This is a genomic window from Methylobacterium sp. 190mf, assembly GCF_900107945.1.
Taxonomy (GTDB): Bacteria; Pseudomonadota; Alphaproteobacteria; order Rhizobiales; family Beijerinckiaceae; genus Methylobacterium.
This window is the reverse complement of record NZ_FNVI01000007.1, coordinates 224,793-243,049: the sequence shown is the minus strand read 5'-3', so window position 1 is coordinate 243,049 and position 18,257 is coordinate 224,793. Positions and strand designations below refer to the sequence as shown.

The window sequence follows — 18,257 nt, the reverse complement described above, 5'->3', positions numbered from 1 at the left end:
CCGGCCGCCCATCCGGGTCGACCGGGAGGACTCCGTGGGCCTCGTCTACGCGCTCGCCGCCTATCTGAGCTGGGGCCTCGTGGTCCCGGTGCATTTCCGGATGCTCGGGGCCTACACGCCGTACCACATCCTGTCGGAGCGGATCGTCTGGTCGAGCGTGTTCGCCGGCGCGCTGGCGCTGATCCTCGCGGCCCGCCACCGCCTCAACCTGCCGCTGCCGCTCCGGAAGCGCCACGCGCTGCTGGTGCTCTCGGCGGCGATGATCGGCGTGAACTGGCTGCTCTACCTCTACGCCGTCAGCGGCGGGCACCTGCTCGACGCGAGCCTCGGCTACTACATCAATCCCCTCGTGAGCGTGGCGTTTGGCCGGGTGGTGCTGGGCGAGCGCCTGCGGCCGGCGCAGGCCGTCGCGATCGGTATCGCCGCGACGGGCGTCGCCGTCGCGGTGGTGTGGGCCGGGGAACTGCCGCTGATGTCACTGTCGCTGGCGGTGAGCTTCGCCCTCTACGGGCTCGCCCGGAAGATCGTCGGCGTCGACGCGCTGGTCGGGTTCCTGGCCGAGACCCTGCTGCTGCTGCCGGCGGCGATCGTCTGGCTCGTCCTGTCGCCCGAGCCGTTCCTGCCGGCCGCGCCGGGGGACCGTGCCCTGCTGATGCTCACGGGGCTGACCACCGCGCTGCCGCTGATCTGGTTCGCCGCCGCGGCGGTGCGCCTGCGGCTCACGACCCTGGGCCTCCTGCAGTACGTGGCGCCGACCTGCCTGCTCGTTCTGAGCGTCCTCGTCTACGGCGAGCGCGTCGAGCCGCATCGGGCGCTGATGCTCGCGCTGATCTGGGTGGCGCTCGCGCTCTACACGATCGACGCCCTGCGGTTTCGCCGGCCGCCGGCCCCCGCGGCCCCGCGGTCGGATCCGGACGCGATGCGTGTATAAGGAATACTGGTTCAAGCCGCCGCGGGGCGGGTGACGGGACAGCGTCGGGTCGATGAGCGAGACTGAGAGCGGCCCAGGGTCCGTCACGGATGCCGATTACCGCAACCTCGCCGAGACGCTGCCGCAGCTCGCCTGGATCGCCGAGGCCGACGGCACCATCGTCTGGTACAATCAGCGCTGGTACGACTACACGGGCACCTCCCTCGACGAGATGCGGGGCTGGGGCTGGCGCACGGTCCACCACCCGGACCACGTCGCGTCGGTGACCGAGCGCTACCGCGCCGCGATCACGCTGGGCCGGTCCTGGGAAGACACGTTCCCGCTGCGCGGCCGCGACGGAAGCTACCGCTGGTTCCTGTCGAAGGCGCTGCCCTACCGGGACGAATCCGGGCGGATCCTGCGCTGGTACGGGACCAACACCGACATCACCGTCCGCCGCGCGGTCGAGGAGCGCCTGCGCCATTCCGAGCAGCGCTTCCGGGCGCTGGTGGACGCCTCGGCGGCTGTGATCTGGAACACGGATGCGGCGGGCGAGCTGATGCCGCCGCAGGTCCGGTGGAGCACCTATACCGGCCAGACCGAGGAGGCCTACCAGGGCTGGGGCTGGCTGGACGCCGTCCATCCCGACGACCGGGGTCACGCGGCCGATGCCTGGGCCGCCTGCGTGGAGGCGCGCGCGACCTACGAGGTCGAGTACAGGCTGCGCCGGCACGACGGGGCTTGGCGCGCCATGGAGGTGCGCGGCGTGCCGGTTCTCGCCGAGGACGGCTCCCTGCGGGAATGGGTCGGTACCTGCGTCGACGTCACCGAGCGCAAGGAGGCCGAGGAGGCGGTGGAGCGCGCCCGACAGGCCGCCGAGGCGGCCAACCGGGCCAAGAGCCAGTTCATCGCCAACATGAGCCACGAGCTGCGCACCCCGCTCTCGGCGGTGATCGGCTACTCCGAGATGCTCGGCGAGGAGCTGGAGGATATCGGCCAGGCCGCCCTGCTGCCGGACCTGCGCAAGATCGAGGCGGCCGCCCGTCACCTGCTGTCGCTGATCAACGACGTCCTCGACATCTCGAAGATCGAGGCCGGCCGCATGACCGCCTCGGCCGAGACCTTCACGGTGGCCGACCTGCTCCGGGACGTCACCGACTCCACCGGCTCCCTGGTCGAGAAGAAGGGCAACCGCTTCGTCCTCGACGCCGGCGCGGCGGGCGAGGCCGGCCTGGGCTCCATGCACCAGGACCAGACCAAGATCCGCCAGTGCCTGCTGAACCTGATCGGCAACGCCGCGAAGTTCACCGAGCGGGGGACGATCACCCTGACGGTGCGGCGGCACCGCGAGGCTGGGGCCGACTGGCTGTCCTTCGCGGTCGCCGACACCGGCATCGGCCTGACCGAGGCCCAGATCGACCGCCTGTTCGAGCGCTTCGTCCAGGCCGACGATTCGACCACCCGGCAGTTCGGGGGGACGGGCCTCGGGCTCGCCATCACCCGCGCGTTCTGCCGGACGATGGGCGGCGATATCGGCGTCGCCAGCACCCCGGGCGCGGGCGCGATCTTCACGATCCGCCTGCCCGCGACCCTGCGCCCGGAGGACGCGCCGCCGACCGAGGCCGAGGCGCACACGCCGGTGGAGCCGCACGAGGAGCACGAGACGGTGCTGCTGGTCGACGACGACCCGGCCGCCCGCGAGCTGCTCCAGCGCTTTTTGGAGCGCGAGGGCTTCCACGTCCGCAGCGCCAACGACGGCCGCGCCGGCCTGACGCTCGCCAGGGCCCTGAAGCCGCGGGCGATCCTGCTCGACGTCGAGATGCCGCGCATGGACGGCTGGGCGGTCCTGCACGCGGTCCGCAACGACCCCGACCTCGCCGGGACGCCGGTGATCATGACCTCGGTGGTGGCCGAGCAGGGGCTCGGCCAGGCGCTCGGCGCCACCGACTACTTCGTCAAGCCGATCGACTGGGACCGGCTCAAGGGCCTGATGGAGCGCTACCGGCCCGCGGCGCCGAACGAGGCGCGGGTCCTCGTAGTCGACGACGACGCGGATGCCCGGGAGCGCCTGCGCCGCTCGCTCGGTCGCGAGGGCTGGACCGTCGACGAGGCGGAGAACGGCCGGATCGCCCTGGAGCGGGTCAGCCAGGCGCGGCCGAGCCTGATCCTGCTCGACCTGATGATGCCCGAGATGGACGGGTTCGGCTTCCTGCGGGCGCTGCGGTCACGGCCCGACGGCGACGTGCCCGTGGTGGTGCTCACCGCCAAGGAGGTCACGGCGGCCGAGAAGGAGAGCCTGAACCGGCAGGCCGACCGGGTGATCGCCAAGGGCTCCATGAGCCTCGCGGAGATCGGCCGGCAACTGCGCGTCCTCTACGCGCGTTCGGCGACCGAGCCGGTGCCGGGGCAGCTCCAGGGATTGCTGGATCGGCTGGCCGAGAAGGACGCGGGAGAACCACGATGAGCGCGGACGGGATCGATCCGGAGAAGGCGGTGGCCATCCGGCTGCGGGCGCGGCTCGCGGTGGTGGAGCGGGCGGCGTGGTTCGGCTTCGTCCACGCGATGAAGACCCGGCCGGTCGAGACCGAGGCCTACATCGCCTCGGAGCGGGCGCGCTGCACGGACGGGTTCGGCAGCGGCGCCTGGGCCAAGGACCTCACCGACGCCGAGCGGACGATGCTCGCCGAGGAGGTCGACAGCGGGCTGGCGCAGCTGCTGGAGGATGCCCGCGCCGAGCTGTGAGGCTCGGCCGGCGGCGCGGAGCTGGTCCGCGCGTCCCGATGGCAACGAAAGACGATCTCCCGCTTTGACGGCGTGACGTCGACGGGACGACGTCGCCGAGGCGCCCATGCTGTACGAACTCGCGACCCTCTCGTGCCCGCTGCTCGCGGTGGGTCAGGTCTCGGCCGGCGTCGAGGCCTGGCTGGACGATCCCGACGCCAAGGGCGAGCTGGTCGGCTGCTGGCGCACCGAGATCGGGACGCTGGGGCGCCTGATCGTGCTGCGCGGCTTCGCGGCGCCCGAGGACATGACCGCCGAGCGCCGGCGCGCCCTGCTCAGCGCCAACCCGTTCAACGCCGGGCACGTGATCACCGCGCTGGAGATGGACAGCTACGCCCCGTTCCCCTTCCTGCCGCCGATCCGGACGGGCGACCGGGGCGGGGTGTACGAGATCCGGACCTATCGCCAGAAGCCGGGGGGCCTGCCGCCGACCCTCGCGGCCTGGGAGGCCGCGATCGAGCCGGCACGCGCCTACACGCAGCACCTCGTCGTCAACATGTACGCCCTCGACGGCGCGCCGCGCATCACGCACATCTGGGGTTTCCCGAGCCTCGAGGAGCGGGCCGCGCTGCGGTCCCGCGCCTACGAGGCGGGAATCTGGCCGCCGAAGGGCGGCCCGGACCAGATCGCCGAGGCGACCGCGACGATCGCGCTCCCCCAGGGGCGCTCGCCCCTGCGCTGACCGCCATCCCTCGAGAGCCGCAACCCGCGCTGGCGCCACCCCAGGGGGCGGCGCCAGCGCCGTCACTCAGCGGCGGCAGACGCCCCGCGGGCCGCGATAGAGGCCGGGCGGGCAGCCGCGGGGAGCGCCGGTGACGGCGCGGCGGATCGCACCGCGCGGGCCGCGATTCAGGCGGCAGCCGCCGTAGGCCCCGCGATGGGCGCCGAACCCGCAGCCGCCGCGGACGAGGGTGACGGCGGCGTCGCCGCCGGTCAGCGGTGCCACGGGCATCGCCTGGGCTCCGCCGGCGAACAGGGCGACGGACGCGGCGACGATCAGGCCGGTCATTCTCATGAGATTCTCTCCCGCTAAGCACAGGGCGCGGCCCGGTGCGATCCGGGCCGCGTCGCGGCCTCCGGCCGCGGCCAGTAACCCCGGGCCTGCGGCATCGTTCCGCGCGCGGGCGGGGCCGCCGATCAGGCGCCGAACAGGTCGCGCCAGGCCGGTGGAAGCCCTGTACCGGCCAGGGGCAATGACGGCGCGTGTCCGGGCAGGCTCGTCGCCGAGAACACGCCGCGGGCCACCGCCCGGGCCAGGACGCGCGCGGCGACGTCGCCGAGGCGGGCGAGGTCGACCACCGGTTCGGCGAGGGGCACGGCGCCGGTCGCCGCGGCGAAGACTAGGTCGCCGTCGAGGGGCGTGTGCGCCGGCACGAGCGCGCGGGCGAGGCCGTCCTGCGCGGCTACCGCGAGGCGCCGGCACTGCGCCTTGGTCAGCGCCGCGTCGGTCGCCACCACGGCCAGCGTCGTGGCGGCGCCCGGCAGCGCCCGGGCCGGGAAGGCGAGTGCCTCCGGCGGCACCCGGACCGGCGCGCCGAGACCACCGAACTCGTCGCCCTCTTCGAAGGGCGCCGCCCAGAAATGCGGCCCGGCGCCGATCGTCGCGTTGCCGAAGGCGTTCACGGCCGCGAGCGCCCCGACGCGGAAGCCCGTTCCCGGCACCTGCGCCGAGGCGGATCCGATCCCGCCCTTCAGTCGCCCGGTGCGCGCGCCCGTCCCGGCCCCGACCGAGCCCAGGGCGAAATCCTCCGCCGCGGCCGCGGCGGCCTCGAAGCCCAGCTCGCGATAGGGCGGATAGCGGCCCCAGGCCTTGTCCCCGCCGTTGGGGAGATCGAACAGGACCGCCCCGGGGACGATCGGCACCCGCATGGCGCCGACCGGGAAGCCGCGCCCGGCTTCGGCGAGCCACGCCGCCACGCCCGCCCCCGCGTCGAGGCCGAAGGCCGAGCCCCCGGAGAGCACGAAGGCGTCGACCCGCTCCACGGTGCGCTCGGGGTCGAGCAGGTCGGTCTCGCGGGTGCCCGGCCCGCCGCCGCGCACGTCGACCGCGGCGATGGCCGGCTCATCGAACACGATCGCGGTGACGCCGCTGGCGAGCCGCAGGTCGGTGGCGTGGCCGACCCGCAGGCCGGGAATGTCGGTGATGCGATTCTGCAGCATGGATCGAGCTTGCCACGCCGTGCGAGCGCCGCAAATCCGGCCGGGGCCGTTGACCGCCGGCCGGGATTTCCCAGTTGGCAGACGGCACAGCGCGTCGAGGAGCACGGCATGGACGTCGGATTCATCGGGATGGGGCGGATGGGTCGCGCCATGGCGGCCAATCTCGCCCGGGCCGGCCACACGGTGCGCGCCTGGAACCGCTCGCCGGAGGCCGCGCGCGGCATCGACGGCGTCACCCCCGTGGCGAGCGCCGCCGAGGCGTTCGCCGGGGACGCCGTGATCACCATGCTGGCCGACGACGCGGCACTCGAGGCCGTGATCGTGGCCGGCGGCCTCCTCGACCGGCCGGAGCGCCCCGGCCTGCATATCGGGATGAGCACGGTCTCGGTGGCCCTGGCGAAGCAGCTCGCCGCCGTCCACGCGCGGGCCGGCGTCCCCTACGTCTCGGCCCCGGTCTTCGGGCGGCCGGACGTGGCGGAGGCCGGGAAGCTCAACATCGTTGCGGCGGGAGAGGGAGCCCTCATCGACCGCGCCGGCCCACTCCTCGACGCGATGGGCGCCAGGACCTGGCGCTTCGGCGACGACCCGACGCGGGCGAACGCCGTCAAGCTCGCCGGCAACTTCATGCTGATCTCGGCGATCGAGGCCATGGCCGAGGCCTGCGCCCTGACGGAGGGCCACGGCGTCCCGGGCGCCGAGTTCCTCGACCTGATGACCAACACGCTGTTCGCCTCGCCGGTCTACAAGGGCTACGGCGCCTCGATCGCACAGAACCGCTACGAGCCGCCGGGCTTCATCCTCAGGCTCGGGGCCAAGGACGTGCGGCTCGCCCTGCAGGCGGCCGAGGGCGCCGGGGTGCCGATGCCCTTCGCCAGCGTGCTGCGGGACGGTCTCATCGAGGCGATCAGCCACGGCGACGGCGAGAAGGATCTGGCGGCGCTCGCCCGCGTCTCCGCCCGGCGCGCAGGGCAGGGTTGAAATCTGCGGCAATGGCTCGCCTTTCTGGCGAACCTTAACCCGTCATTTCAACCTCACGACAGAGTGTCCGGCCGGCTATAGGCACGGATACCAATAGATGCGCACACATTCCTATTCGCTGCGCAGGATGACTCTGTCGACGAAAGTCATCCTGCTGGCGATGCTCGCCGTGACACTCACCGCCGGCGCCATCTGGATTACGGTCTCGCGACAAACTTGGTCGCAGATGGAGGTGCGCCAGCGCACCAACGGCGAGCGCAACCTGAGAACTCTGGCGCTCGTCCTGGCGGCGCGGGTCGAGGGCGCGGCGGCGGATCTCGACGGCGCGCGCGTCGCCCGGGTGTCGACGCCGAGCCTGTCGGGCTTCGCCGATGCCCGCGTCGTGGACGACGCCGTCGCCTACTCGGGCGGCCTGGCGACGGTGTTCAGCTACGAGCCCGCCTCCGACAGCTTCGTACGGCGCCAGACCACCGTGCGCCGGGAGGACGGGACCCGCGCGGTCGGCACGGCGCTCGCCGCCGACAGCCCGGCCCAGGCCGCGATCCGCGCCGGGCGAACCTACGAGGGGCCGGCGACCCTGTTCGGGCGGCGCTACCACACGGTGTACCAGCCGACGGTCGACGCCGCCGGCAAGGTGAACGGCATCCTGTTCGTCGGCCTGCCGATCGAGATGTACTTCGACGCCCACGCCCAGACGATGACGAGCCTCAGCGTCGCCGCCCTGATCATCGCGGTGCTGGCCTGCGCCCTCGTGGGGCTGGCGGCGGCGCGACTGTTCCGGCCCTTCGCGACGATCGCCGCGCGGATCGAGGCCCTCGCGGCCGGCGACCTGGACTCGGCGATCCCCCACGCGGCGCGCGGCGACGAGATCGGCACGGTGGCGCGCGCCCTCGAAGTGCTGCGCGTCTCCGGCCTGCGGATCCGGGAACTCGAGAGCCTGCAGAGCGCGGGCGCGGCCGACGAGACGCGGCGGCGGGCCGCGCTCGACCGCGCCATCGAGGCGTTCCGGGGCCAGATCGTCCGCTTGAAGGACGCGCTGACCGCCAGCACCGGCGCGATGCGCGCCCGGGCCGGCGAGATGGCGGCCAGCTCCGCCGAGGCGGAGGCCGCCGTCGCCGAGACCGAGCGCGGCTCGCACGAGACCTCCGCCAGCGTCCAGACCGTCGCGAGCGCCGCCGAGGAGCTCTCCGCCTCCATCGCGGAGATCGGGACCCAGCTCGACCAGGCCGAGGCCCTGGTGGCCACGGCCGCCGCGGAGTCGGACGCCATGAACGCCGAGATCGGCGAGCTCGCCGAGGCCGCGGGGCGCATCGGCGCGGTGGTCGGGCTGATCCGCCAGATCGCCGAGCAGACCAACCTGCTGGCGCTCAACGCCACGATCGAGTCCGCCCGGGCGGGCGCCGCCGGCAAGGGCTTCGCCGTGGTGGCCGCGGAGGTGAAGGCGCTGGCGTCGCAGACCGCGCGGGCGACCGAGGAGATCGGCAGCCAGATCGCCGGCGTGCAGGCCTCGACGACGGCGGCCGTGGCGGCCATCGGCCGGATGGGCGAGCGGATGCGGGCGGTCAGCGCCACCACGGGCGGGATCGCGTCGGCGGTCTCGGCCCAGGGCGCGGCCACCGCCGAGATCTCCCGCAACGTCGCCGACACGGCCGGCGCCACCGAGGCCATCGCGGGCGGCCTGACCACGGTCGCCGGCGCCGCGCGGCGCTCGGCCCGCATGGCCGCCACGGTCACCGAGGCGGCTCAGACCGTCGACGCGGTCGCGGCCGACCTCGAGGGCGAGATCGAGCGCTTCCTCGGTCAGGTCGCGGCCTGAGCCCTCAGAGCCCGTAGCGGGCGAAGGCCGCGCGCTCCGCGAACGCGGCCATCGCCCCCTCGGCCAGGTCGATCCCGCCCGGCGCGCCGCCCCGGCGCAGGATGCGGGAGAGCAGGCCGCCGCGCGCCTCGGCGACGAGGCGCAGGTCGACCTTCTCGCCGAAGCGCGCGCGCATCGCGGTGCGCACGTCGCCCAGGGCGTCGACGAGGCCGAGGGGCAGCGCCTGCCGCCCGGTCCAGACCGCGCCGGTGAACAGGTTCTCGGACGTCGACAGGCCCGGGCGCCGGGCCGTGACGAGGCCGGTGAACAGGTCCTGCACGTCGGCCTGGATGCGCTTCAGGCGCTCCACGTCGGCGGGATCCTCCGGGCGGAACGGGTCGAGCATCGACTTCGCCTCGCCCTGCGTGTGCACCCGGCGCTCGACACCGAGCTTCTCCAGGAGGCCGTGGAAGCCGAACCCGGCCGAGACCACGCCGATCGAGCCGATGATCGAGGTCGGATCGGCGACGATCTCGTCGGCCGCGCAGGCGATCATGTAGCCGCCGGAGGCCGCGACATCCTCCACGAAGGCGATCACCGGCACGCCCTTCTCCTCGGCCAGCGCCCGGATGCGGCGGTGGATCAGGTGCGACTGCGCCGGCGAGCCGCCGGGCGAGTTGATCACCAGCGCCACCGCCTTCACCCCCGGCATCCCGAAGGCGCGCTCCAGGCTGCCCGCGACGCCCCCGATCGAGAGCCCCGGCCGGAGCGGCGAGACCGCCCCGATCGTGCCCGACAGCCGGACCACCGCGACCCGCGGGCGTCGGTCCCGGAAGCGGCGCGGGAGGAGGGCGCGGAATGTGTCGGGGAACGCGAACGCCATGGGAGTCTTACGCGGCTCGTCGGGAAGCCGGGCGGGAGACGGCCCGGAAGCGCCTGCTCCGGAAACTGGGCGCTTTCCGGCCCCGCGCAAGGGCGGTGCGCGAGGGTGGTGCGCGAGGGTGGTGCGCGAGGGCGGCGCGTCTGCGCAGTCGGAACGGATCGAACCGTTTGCCGACCTTGGCCGTTTCAGGCGACGGCGCGAGCCTCGTGCCGGCCCGGATCCGCTGGACTCGGACGGGCGCTCACACGGGAGAGAAACGATGCGACCCTGGCCGATCCTGGTCCTCCTCGCCGCGCTGCTCGGCGGGCTGGCGAGTGCGCCCGCGCGCGCGGCGCCCCTGCCGGTCCCCGCGAGCGCCGAGGCCGCCGCGCCCGCCCCCGCGGTGCAGCAGGCCCACTGGCGCCACCGCCGCCACTGGCACCGCCGCCACCACTGGCGCCGCCACTGGCACCACCGCCGCCACTACTGGCACCGTCGCCATCACTGGCACCGGCACCACCATTTCCGCCGGCACTGGCACCGCCACCACGTCTGGCATGGCCGCCCGTACGCCCGTCCGTACGGCCACCGGCACGTCACGTTCTACTGAGCGCAGCCCTGCGCGCCCCGGCCCGATCGGGCCGGGGCGCATCCCTGCCGGGACGCGCGCCGGCAGCCGCGCTGCGACCTTGCGGGCGGCCTCGGAAAACCTTATTTAACCGTCTGATATCACTGCTCTTCCGAGAGGCCGTTCCGGCGCATCGCGCGCCACCCGGGAACGGCCGTGAGCACCGCCCGTCCGGGCTTCAGAACGGATACCGACTTGGCCGAGAACGATCCGACTGGCGCCGCCCCGCCCGCCAGCGACATCCGCCCCGTCTCCATCACCGACGAGATGCGCCGCTCCTACCTCGATTACGCGATGAGCGTGATCGTGAGCCGGGCGCTTCCCGACGCCCGCGACGGTCTCAAGCCGGTGCACCGGCGCATCCTCTACTCCGCCTTCGAATCCGGGCACCTGCCCGAGCGGAAATACGTCAAGTCGGCCCGCATCGTCGGCGACGTGATCGGTCTGTACCACCCGCACGGCGACCAATCGATCTACGACGCCCTCGTGCGGATGGCGCAGGACTTCTCCATGCGCCTCATGCTCATCGACGGGCAGGGCAATTTCGGCTCGGTGGACGGCGATCCGCCGGCCGCCATGCGCTACACCGAATCGCGGCTGGCCAAGCCCGCCACCGCGCTGCTCACCGATATCGACAAGAACACCGTCGATTTCGGACCGAACTACGACGAGTCGCGCGAGGAGCCGACCGTCCTGCCGGCCCGCTTCCCGAACCTGCTGGTCAACGGCGCGGGCGGCATCGCGGTCGGCATGGCGACCAACATCCCGCCGCACAATCTCGGCGAGCTGATCGACGCCTGCGTGGCGCTGATCGACGATCCGGGCCTGACCATCGAGCAGCTCACCGAGATCGTGCCCGGCCCGGACTTCCCGACCGGCGGCATGATCCTCGGCCGCGCCGGCACGCGGCAGGCCTACGCGACGGGCCGCGGCTCGGTGATCATGCGCGCGAAGTCGCATGTCGAGGAGCTGCGCAAGGAGCGCGAGGCGCTGATCTTCACCGAGATCCCCTATCAGGTGAACAAGGCGACGCTCGTCGAGAAGATCGCCGAGCTGGTGAAGGAGAAGCGCGTCGAGGGCATCTCGGACCTGCGCGACGAATCCGACCGGACGGGCATGCGCATCGTCGTCGAGATCAAGCGCGACGCGATGGCCGACGTGGTGCTGAACCAGCTCTACCGGTTCACGCCGCTGCAGAGCTCCTTCGGCTGCAACATGGTGGCGCTGAACGGCGGCCGCCCCGAGCTGATGAACCTGAAGGACCTGCTCCAGGCCTTCGTGGATTTCCGCGAGGAGGTCGTCTCCCGGCGGACCAAGTTCCTCCTCGGCAAGGCCCGCGAGCGCGCCCACGTCTTGTGCGGCCTCGCGATCGCGGTCGCCAACATCGACGAGGTGATCCGCCTGATCCGGACCTCGCCGGACCCGAACACGGCCCGCGAGGCCCTGATGGCCCGCGACTGGCCGGCCCACGACATCGCGCCGCTGATCGCGCTCGTGGACGACCCGCGCCACCGCGTCGCCGAGGACGGGACCTACCTCCTGTCCGAGACCCAGGCCCGCGCCATCCTCGACCTGCGCCTGCAGCGCCTCACGGCTCTCGGCCGCGACGAGGTCGGCGACGAGCTGAAGACGCTGGCCGACGAGATCGCCGACTACCTCGACATCCTGCGCTCGCGCGCCCGCATCCAGGGCATCGTCAAGGGCGAGCTAGCCGAGGTCCGCGAGCAGTTCGCCACCCCGCGCCGGACCGAGATCGTCGACTTCGACGGCAGCGTCGAGGACGAGGACCTGATCGCCCGCGAGGACATGGTGGTGACCGTGTCGCACGCCGGCTACGTGAAGCGCGTGCCGCTCTCGACCTACCGAGCCCAGCGCCGCGGCGGCAAGGGCCGCTCCGGCATGGCGACCCGCGACGAGGATTTCGTCACCCGCCTGTTCGTGGCCAACACCCACACGCCGGTGCTGTTCTTCTCCAGCCAGGGCCAGGCCTACAAGGAGAAGGTCTGGCGGCTGCCGATGGCCGCCCCGAACGCCCGCGGCAAGGCGCTGGTGAATATCCTGCAGTTGCAGGACACCTCCGAGCGCATCACCACGATCATGCCGCTGCCCGAGGACGAGGCGTCCTGGGAGACGCTCGACGTGATGTTCGCGACCGCGCGCGGCAACGTCCGGCGCAACAAGCTCTCGGACTTCACCACGGTGAACCGCAACGGCAAGATCGCCATGAAGCTCGACCCGGGCGACCACATCGTCCACGTCGAGATCTGCCGTCCGGACCAGAACGTGCTGCTGACCACGGCGCTCGGCCAGTGCATCCGCTTCCCCGTCGAGGACGTGCGCGTCTTCAAGGGCCGCGACTCCACGGGCGTGCGCGGCATCCTGCTGGCCAAGGACGACCGGGTCATCTCGATGACCATCCTGAACGCCTTCGACGCCAGCGCCGAGGAGCGGGCCGGCTACCTGAAGATGCGCCGCGCCGTGACCGGCGAGGCCGAGGAGAACGGCGACGCGGAGCCCGAGGACGGCGCCGAGGCGGCGGCGATCTCGCTCGACCGCTACAACGAGATGGGCGCGGCCGAGCAGTACGTGCTGACCCTGTCGGAGCGGGGCTTCGGCAAGCGCTCCTCGTCGTTCGAGTACCGGACCTCGGGACGCGGCGGGAAGGGCATCACGGCGATGCGGGTCAATGCCCGCAACGGCAGCCTCGTGGCGTCCTTCCCGGTCGAGGCCTCGGACCAGATCATGCTAGTCACCGACGGCGGCCAGCTGATCCGCGTGCCGGTGGACGACATCCGCATCGTCGGCCGCGCCTCGCAGGGCGTGACGGTGTTCAACACCGCCAAGGACGAGAAGGTCGTCTCGGTGGAGCACATCGAGGGCGAGGACGAGGGCGCCGAGGCCGGTCCCGAGGGCGGCGAGGAGGCCTGAGGCGCCGCCCGGTTCCGTCCGGCGCGAAAATGCTCTAGGTCGGGTCGCGATGACCCGCACTGCCCTCTACGCCGGCTCGTTCGATCCGGTCACGAACGGCCATCTCGACGTGGTCCGCCAGGCCTGCCGGCTGGTGGACCGCCTCGTGATCGCCATCGGCGTCCACCCCGGCAAGGCCCCGCTGTTCTCCGCCGAGGAGCGGGCGGCGCTGCTGAGCGAGACCTGCGGGCCGGTGGCCCAGGCCGAGGGTGCGGCGCTGGAGATCGTCACCTTCAACGATCTCGCCGTCTCGGCCGCCCGGCGCTGCGGCGCCGCGATCTTCATCCGCGGCCTGCGCGACGGCACGGATCTCGACTACGAGATGCAGCTCGCCGGCATGAACGGCGCCATGGCGCCCGAGGTGCAGACCGTGTTCCTGCCCGCCTCGACGCAGGCCCGCCCGATCACCGCGACGCTGGTGCGCCAGATCGCCGGCATGGGGGGCGACGTCTCGCCCTTCGTGCCCGCGGCGGTCGCCGCGCGCCTCCGGCAGCGCTTCGCCGCCCATTCCTGACACCGGCCCGACCCTGGAAGGACTTCGATGAACCGACGCCACGCCCTCCTCGCGCTCGCCCTGACGCTCGGCACCGCTCAGGCGGCCCGGGCCGCCGACGCCAACACGGTCTATCTCCAGACCAAGGACGGGCGGATCACCATCGAGCTGCGGCCCGACATCGCGCCCAAGCACGTCAAGCAGATCAAGACCCTTGTCTCGCAGGGCTTCTACAACGGCCTCAAGTTCCACCGCGTCATCGACGGGTTCATGGCCCAGACCGGCGACCCGAAGGGCAAAGGCACCGGCGGCTCCAGCCTGCCGAACATCCCGGCCGAGTTCACGCAGTCGGCCCAGTTCCGCCGCGGCACCGTGGGCATGGCCCGCTCGCAGGATCCGAACTCGGCGAACTCGCAGTTCTTCATCTGCCTCGGCGACGCGCCGTTCCTGAACGGCCAGTACACGATCGTCGGCAACGTCACGGACGGGCTCGACGTCCTCGACAAGATCAAGAAGGCCGCCCCGGGCGCGCCGGGCGGGGCCGTCCAGGATCCCGACAAGATCGTCAGCATGACGCTCGCCGAGAAGGCCAAGTAGCGGCCGCATGCCGGGCCGGCGCGCCGCCTCGATCCTCTTGCTGAGCTTGATCCCGGCGGCCGCCGCGGCCTATGACGGCGCGCCGTTCTACGGCTACGCCGAGGAGCCGGGGGGCGGCTACCCGCTGAGCCTGCCCCAGACCCTGCGCGCCACGGTCCCGGTCCCGGTCGCCCGGATGGCGACCAAGCCCGCCGACACCCTGGCCGAGCTCTACCCGGCGCTCGCCGCCTGCTGGCAGGCACCGGGCGGCCTCGGCCGCCCGAGCGGCGGGTCCGACGACATCGAGATCACCCTGCGGCTCGCGCTGCGGCGCGACGGCAGCCTGATCGGGCCGCCCCGCGTCACCTACGCGGCGGGGGTCGCGGGCGATCGGCGGAATACCCTGGTGCGCGGGACCCTCGACGCCCTCGCGCGCTGCACCCCGGTCCACATCACGCCGGGTCTGGGCCGGGCGATCGCGGGGCGGCCGGTGGCGCTCCGCTTCGTCTACCGCCCGCCGGCCTGAGCGCCGGCGAGACCGACACGGGCGCTGGCCGGATCCGGCACGCGCCGATACAGTTCCCCCAACCGGAAGGAAAGACTATGGCCGACAACGAGACCATCGTGCTGGAGACCACCAAGGGCCGCGTCGTGATCGCGCTGCGCCCCGACCTCGCCCCGGGCCACGTCGAGCGCATCAAGACGCTCGCCGCCCAGGGCTTCTACGACGGCGTGCCGTTCCACCGGGTGATCGACGGGTTCATGGCCCAGACCGGCGACCCGACCGGCACCGGCTCGGGCGGCTCCGACCTGCCGGACTTGAAGGCCGAGTTCAACGCCGAGCCGCACGTGCGCGGCACCTGCTCGATGGCGCGGACGAACTTCCCGCACTCGGCGAACTCGCAGTTCTTCATCTGCTTCGACGACGCCCGCTTCCTCGACAAGCAGTACACGGTGTGGGGCAAGGTCGTGGAAGGCATGGATGTGGTCGACACGATCAACAAGGGCGAGCCGCCGCGCTCGCCGGACAAGATCGTGAAGGCGACCGTCGCGGCGGCCTGAGCTCGGATCAAGCCTCACAGCCGAAGCCATCTCTCGATGGCTTCGGCTGTACCGTCTTTGCGAGCGGAGCGAAGCAATCCAGTAGCGCCGCGTCTTCACGCGTCGCGCTGCCCTGGGTCACTTCGCTTCGCTCGTGATGACGGCGGGCCGCATCACCCGCGGTCCAGGGCTTCCGCCGCCGCCAGATCCGCCGGCGAATTGATGTTGAGGAACGGGTCCACCGGCTCGATCGGCCAAGTCGCGACCGCGGCCCCGTGGCGCGCGATGAAGGCGCCGACGCGCCGCTCGCCGCGTTCGAGATAGTCCCGAAGCGCGTCGCTCAGAGCCGTCGGCCAGAGCGCGATCGTGTAGTGCTGCCGCTCCCCTGAGGCCGCGAGCGCGATGCCGGTCTCTGGTCCGGCCGCGCCGAGGCGCGCTACCAGATCCTCCGGCAGGAACGGCGCGTCGCCCGACACGCTCACCACCCGCGCGATACCCCGCGCGCCGGCGTGCTCCAGCCCGGCGAGGATGCCGGCGAGCGGGCCCGGCTGATCCGGCACGGGGTCCTGCAGGACCGGACCGGGAAAGCCGGAGAACCGCGCCGGGTCGCCGTTGGCGCTGAGCGCCAGTCCCGCCCCGCATTGCGGCCCGAGCCGCTCGACCACCCGCTCCAGCAGGGTCCGCCCCCCGAGCCGCAGCAGCGGCTTGTCGCCCCCGCCCATCCGCCGCGCCCGCCCACCGGCGAGGATCAGGCCCAGGACCGGCGGCGGAAGAGGCGGGGAGGGCACAGGATCACTCGAAGACGATCTTCGGCGCCGTCCGCCCGGCCGGAGCGCCGGACAGGTTCGCCCAGAGCTGAGCGGCGATGTCCCGGTAGACCTTGGCGTGCGGCCCCTCCGGATCGGTCGCCACCACCGGCCGACCGGCATCCGAGGTCTCGCGGATGGTCATGTTCAGCGGCACCTCGCCGAGGAACGGCACGCCGAGCCGCTGCGCCTCGTTCCGCGCGCCGCCGTGCCCGAAGATGTGCGAGGCGTGGCCGCAATTCGGGCAGACGAAGGTCGCCATGTTCTCGATCACGCCGAGGATCGGCACCGCGACCTTCTTGAACATGGTCACGCCGCGCCGCGCGTCGATCAGCGCGAGATCCTGCGGGGTGGAGACGATCACGGCGCCGGAGAGCGGCGTCGCCTGCGCCATGGTGAGCTGCGCGTCGCCGGTGCCGGGCGGCATGTCGACGAGCAGCACGTCGAGCTCGCCCCAGAGCACGTCGCGCAGCATCTGGGTGATGGCCGACTGCACCATCGGGCCGCGCCAGATCATCGCCGTCTCGGGCTCGATCAGGAAGCCGATCGACATGACCTTGAGGCCGTAGCCGACCATCGGCTCCATGGCCTTGTTGTCGACGACGTTAGGCTTGCCCGAGAGCCCGAACAGCTTCGGCACGGAGGGGCCGTAGATGTCGGCGTCGAGGAGGCCGACCTTCAGCCCCTGCGCCTGGAGCGCCAGGGCGAGGTTGCAGGCGGTGGTCGACTTGCCGACGCCGCCCTTGCCGGAGGCGACCGCCACGATGTGGCGCACGCCCGCGATCTGCGGGCCCTGGTTCGGCGGCGCGCCGGGCCGCGGCGGCGCGACCGGCGGCGGCGTCACGGGCCGGGGAGCGGCGCCGCTCTGGGCCGGGTGGCTCTGGTTCCGCTCGGAGGTGAGGCTCGCGAACACGCCCGAGACGCCCGGCATCTTCAGGACGCGCCCCTCGGCCTGGCGCCGCACCGGCTCGAACCGCTCGGCCTCGCTGGGATCGACGAGGATCGAGAACATCACGCGGCTGTTCGGATCGACCACGACCTGGGACAGCCGTCCCGAGCCGGGCAGGGTGGTGCCGGCGGCATCGACGGTGACGTCGGCGAGCGCCTTCAGCACGTCGTCGCGGGTGATCGCCAAAATCGTTCTCCACCGGGGCAAGCAGGTATGCCAGTGCATGTAACCGAGCGGGCCCAGAACACCAGACCCCGGGCCCGAGATCGGCGCGCGCCGGTGGCCCGCGTCCCCGCGGCCATCCCGCGCCGGAGCGGGGCGCCGCCTGGACCGTGCCGGCGTCAGTGCGGCCGGGCGATGAGGTTGCACGCCTCCATCGGGCCGCGCACCACGGTCCCGTCGCCGCGCCGGTAGAACCCATGCCGCAGGCGACGGCAGCCGAGGGGGCCGCGCAGGCGCTTCACGCGCTCGATGTGGACGCTGCCGTAGCGGCGGTTCGAGAAGTCGTGGCCGCCGATGCGCACGCCCGGGCCGAAGCGCACCTCGGCGCCGGCCGGCCGAGCGCCGAGACAGAGCGCGCCCAGCGCCAGCGCCGCGGCCGTACGCCCCAATCTCCGAACACCTCGCATCCGAACCTCCTCACCGCACGGGCAAGCTGAACCAACCGGAGACTGATCCGTTGTCGGGGCAGCCTTCGGGCGGGGCTCCCTCCGGAGACCCCGCCGGGACCGAAACGACGCGTAGGAGACCACTTTCATGCATCAGGGCAACCACCGCGACCACGAGGGCGCGAAGAAGCTGTTCGAGCTCATCAAGGACGTGAAGATCGCCATGATGACCACCGTCGACTCCGACGGCACGCTCAACAGCCGCCCGATGTGGAACAACGACGCCGACGAGAACGGCGACCTGTGGTTCTTCACCAAGCTGCACTCGCCCAAGACGGCCGAGATCAGCAAGGACAATCAGATCAACCTCGCCTATTCCGACCCGTCGAGCCAGAACTACGTCTCGGTAGCCGGCAAGGCGGAGATCGTCCGCGACCAGTCGATCATCGACGCGAAGTGGAATGAGAGCCTGAAGACCTGGTTCCCGAACGGGAAGAACGACCCGGAGGTCGCTCTGATCCGCGTCCACCCGGAGAAGGGCGAGTACTGGGACAGCCCCAACAGCACGATGCTGCACCTCTACGGCTACGTGAAGGCCTCGCTCACCGGCGAGAGCCCGAAGACCGAGATCAAGAAGGTCGACCTCGCCTGAGGATCGGTCGTCAGGATCGGCGCTTTCGCGGGCGGTCTCCGGGCGGAGGCC

19 protein-coding genes are annotated in these 18,257 nt (G+C 72.5%); 13 read left to right on the top strand and 6 right to left on the bottom strand.

Annotation, left to right across the window (positions count from 1 at the left end; translation table 11 throughout):
• The first annotated feature begins 34 nt into the window (after positions 1-34).
• From rarD to C4T42_RS10855, 4 genes are all read left to right on the top strand, one after another.
• Positions 35-931, top strand: a complete 897-nt coding sequence (gene rarD / locus C4T42_RS10870; protein ID WP_020095402.1) for an EamA family transporter RarD — start codon at positions 35-37, stop codon at positions 929-931.
• Between the two features lie 52 nt (positions 932-983).
• Positions 984-3,374: a response regulator gene (locus C4T42_RS10865; RefSeq protein WP_020095401.1), complete on the top strand. Its 2,391-nt coding sequence runs from the start codon at positions 984-986 to the stop codon at positions 3,372-3,374.
• Positions 3,371-3,652: a hypothetical protein gene (locus C4T42_RS10860; RefSeq protein ID WP_020095400.1), complete on the top strand. Its 282-nt coding sequence runs from the start codon at positions 3,371-3,373 to the stop codon at positions 3,650-3,652. The genes C4T42_RS10865 and C4T42_RS10860 overlap by 4 nt, the downstream gene beginning before the upstream one ends.
• Positions 3,653-3,758: 106 nt before the next feature.
• On the top strand, positions 3,759-4,373 hold the full coding sequence (locus C4T42_RS10855) for an NIPSNAP family protein (RefSeq protein ID WP_020095399.1): 615 nt from the start codon (positions 3,759-3,761) through the stop codon (positions 4,371-4,373).
• 66 nt (positions 4,374-4,439) lie between these two features.
• On the opposite strand, the gene C4T42_RS10850 is transcribed toward C4T42_RS10855, so the two are convergent.
• Both C4T42_RS10850 and C4T42_RS10845 read right to left on the bottom strand, forming a co-directional pair.
• Positions 4,440-4,706: a hypothetical protein gene (locus C4T42_RS10850; protein WP_100252347.1), complete on the bottom strand. Its 267-nt coding sequence runs from the start codon at positions 4,704-4,706 to the stop codon at positions 4,440-4,442.
• A 122-nt stretch (positions 4,707-4,828) separates the two neighbouring features.
• Positions 4,829-5,851, bottom strand: coding sequence for a P1 family peptidase (locus tag C4T42_RS10845; protein ID WP_020095397.1), 1,023 nt, complete (start codon positions 5,849-5,851; stop codon positions 4,829-4,831).
• On the opposite strand from C4T42_RS10845, the gene C4T42_RS10840 reads away from it, so the two are divergent.
• Together C4T42_RS10840 and C4T42_RS10835 are read left to right on the top strand one after the other, a co-directional pair.
• Positions 5,804-6,829 carry an NAD(P)-dependent oxidoreductase gene (locus C4T42_RS10840; RefSeq protein ID WP_326491901.1) on the top strand — a complete coding sequence of 342 codons (1,026 nt, stop codon included), beginning with the start codon at positions 5,804-5,806 and terminating at the stop codon, positions 6,827-6,829. The genes C4T42_RS10845 and C4T42_RS10840 overlap by 48 nt on opposite strands.
• A gap of 97 nt (positions 6,830-6,926) precedes the next feature.
• Positions 6,927-8,645 (top strand): methyl-accepting chemotaxis protein, encoded by a 1,719-nt coding sequence (locus tag C4T42_RS10835; protein WP_103985092.1) that lies wholly within the window; start codon positions 6,927-6,929, stop codon positions 8,643-8,645.
• 4 nt (positions 8,646-8,649) lie between these two features.
• On the opposite strand, the gene C4T42_RS10830 is transcribed toward C4T42_RS10835, so the two are convergent.
• Positions 8,650-9,507 carry a S49 family peptidase gene (locus C4T42_RS10830; RefSeq protein ID WP_020095394.1) on the bottom strand — a complete coding sequence of 286 codons (858 nt, stop codon included), beginning with the start codon at positions 9,505-9,507 and terminating at the stop codon, positions 8,650-8,652.
• A 259-nt stretch (positions 9,508-9,766) separates the two neighbouring features.
• Between C4T42_RS10830 and C4T42_RS10825 the strand changes: the two genes are divergently transcribed.
• The 6 genes from C4T42_RS10825 (at position 9,767) to C4T42_RS10800 (ending at position 15,212) form a co-directional block, all read left to right on the top strand.
• Positions 9,767-10,096 (top strand): hypothetical protein, encoded by a 330-nt coding sequence (locus C4T42_RS10825; RefSeq protein ID WP_020095393.1) that lies wholly within the window; start codon positions 9,767-9,769, stop codon positions 10,094-10,096.
• A gap of 213 nt (positions 10,097-10,309) precedes the next feature.
• Complete coding sequence (gene gyrA / locus C4T42_RS10820; protein ID WP_020095392.1) at positions 10,310-13,042, top strand: DNA gyrase subunit A; 2,733 nt, start codon at positions 10,310-10,312, stop codon at positions 13,040-13,042.
• A 49-nt stretch (positions 13,043-13,091) separates the two neighbouring features.
• A complete protein-coding gene (gene coaD / locus C4T42_RS10815; RefSeq protein ID WP_020095391.1) occupies positions 13,092-13,595 on the top strand; it encodes a pantetheine-phosphate adenylyltransferase in 504 nt (167 codons plus the stop codon).
• A 27-nt stretch (positions 13,596-13,622) separates the two neighbouring features.
• Positions 13,623-14,171: a peptidylprolyl isomerase gene (locus C4T42_RS10810; protein WP_103985091.1), complete on the top strand. Its 549-nt coding sequence runs from the start codon at positions 13,623-13,625 to the stop codon at positions 14,169-14,171.
• A gap of 7 nt (positions 14,172-14,178) precedes the next feature.
• The gene (locus C4T42_RS10805) at positions 14,179-14,676 is read left to right on the top strand and encodes a hypothetical protein (RefSeq protein WP_020095389.1); all 498 of its coding nucleotides are present in this window, start codon (positions 14,179-14,181) and stop codon (positions 14,674-14,676) included.
• A 77-nt stretch (positions 14,677-14,753) separates the two neighbouring features.
• Positions 14,754-15,212, top strand: coding sequence for a peptidylprolyl isomerase (locus C4T42_RS10800; RefSeq protein ID WP_010686120.1), 459 nt, complete (start codon positions 14,754-14,756; stop codon positions 15,210-15,212).
• Between the two features lie 152 nt (positions 15,213-15,364).
• Here C4T42_RS10800 and mobA read toward each other — a convergent pair whose 3' ends face one another.
• The 3 genes from mobA to C4T42_RS10785 form a co-directional block, all read right to left on the bottom strand.
• Positions 15,365-15,913, bottom strand: coding sequence for a molybdenum cofactor guanylyltransferase MobA (gene mobA / locus C4T42_RS10795; protein WP_020095388.1), 549 nt, complete (start codon positions 15,911-15,913; stop codon positions 15,365-15,367).
• Between the two features lie 70 nt (positions 15,914-15,983).
• Positions 15,984-17,132, bottom strand: a complete 1,149-nt coding sequence (gene apbC / locus C4T42_RS10790; RefSeq protein ID WP_020095387.1) for an iron-sulfur cluster carrier protein ApbC — start codon at positions 17,130-17,132, stop codon at positions 15,984-15,986.
• 155 nt (positions 17,133-17,287) lie between these two features.
• The gene (locus C4T42_RS10785; RefSeq protein WP_026605283.1) at positions 17,288-17,575 is read right to left on the bottom strand and encodes a hypothetical protein; all 288 of its coding nucleotides are present in this window, start codon (positions 17,573-17,575) and stop codon (positions 17,288-17,290) included.
• 127 nt (positions 17,576-17,702) lie between these two features.
• On the opposite strand from C4T42_RS10785, the gene C4T42_RS10780 reads away from it, so the two are divergent.
• Entirely contained in the window at positions 17,703-18,206 is a 504-nt protein-coding gene (locus C4T42_RS10780) for a pyridoxamine 5'-phosphate oxidase family protein (protein WP_020095385.1), read from the top strand.
• Positions 18,207-18,257 lie beyond the last annotated feature (51 nt).

What these genes read in the sequence shown, in the direction of transcription:
- C4T42_RS10780 (WP_020095385.1), top strand. Translation starts at nt 17,703, where the DNA reads ATGCATCAGGGCAACCACCGCGACCACGAGGGCGCGAAGAAGCTGTTC.
- C4T42_RS10810 (WP_103985091.1), top strand. Translation starts at nt 13,623, where the DNA reads ATGAACCGACGCCACGCCCTCCTCGCGCTCGCCCTGACGCTCGGCACC.
- C4T42_RS10825 (WP_020095393.1), top strand. Translation starts at nt 9,767, where the DNA reads ATGCGACCCTGGCCGATCCTGGTCCTCCTCGCCGCGCTGCTCGGCGGG.
- C4T42_RS10830 (WP_020095394.1), bottom strand. Translation starts at nt 9,507, where the DNA reads ATGGCGTTCGCGTTCCCCGACACATTCCGCGCCCTCCTCCCGCGCCGC.
- C4T42_RS10800 (WP_010686120.1), top strand. Translation starts at nt 14,754, where the DNA reads ATGGCCGACAACGAGACCATCGTGCTGGAGACCACCAAGGGCCGCGTC.
- C4T42_RS10785 (WP_026605283.1), bottom strand. Translation starts at nt 17,575, where the DNA reads ATGCGAGGTGTTCGGAGATTGGGGCGTACGGCCGCGGCGCTGGCGCTG.
- C4T42_RS10865 (WP_020095401.1), top strand. Translation starts at nt 984, where the DNA reads ATGAGCGAGACTGAGAGCGGCCCAGGGTCCGTCACGGATGCCGATTAC.
- C4T42_RS10855 (WP_020095399.1), top strand. Translation starts at nt 3,759, where the DNA reads ATGCTGTACGAACTCGCGACCCTCTCGTGCCCGCTGCTCGCGGTGGGT.
- C4T42_RS10860 (WP_020095400.1), top strand. Translation starts at nt 3,371, where the DNA reads ATGAGCGCGGACGGGATCGATCCGGAGAAGGCGGTGGCCATCCGGCTG.
- C4T42_RS10805 (WP_020095389.1), top strand. Translation starts at nt 14,179, where the DNA reads ATGCCGGGCCGGCGCGCCGCCTCGATCCTCTTGCTGAGCTTGATCCCG.
- C4T42_RS10845 (WP_020095397.1), bottom strand. Translation starts at nt 5,851, where the DNA reads ATGCTGCAGAATCGCATCACCGACATTCCCGGCCTGCGGGTCGGCCAC.
- coaD (WP_020095391.1), top strand. Translation starts at nt 13,092, where the DNA reads ATGACCCGCACTGCCCTCTACGCCGGCTCGTTCGATCCGGTCACGAAC.
- C4T42_RS10835 (WP_103985092.1), top strand. Translation starts at nt 6,927, where the DNA reads ATGCGCACACATTCCTATTCGCTGCGCAGGATGACTCTGTCGACGAAA.
- C4T42_RS10850 (WP_100252347.1), bottom strand. Translation starts at nt 4,706, where the DNA reads ATGAGAATGACCGGCCTGATCGTCGCCGCGTCCGTCGCCCTGTTCGCC.
- mobA (WP_020095388.1), bottom strand. Translation starts at nt 15,913, where the DNA reads ATGGGCGGGGGCGACAAGCCGCTGCTGCGGCTCGGGGGGCGGACCCTG.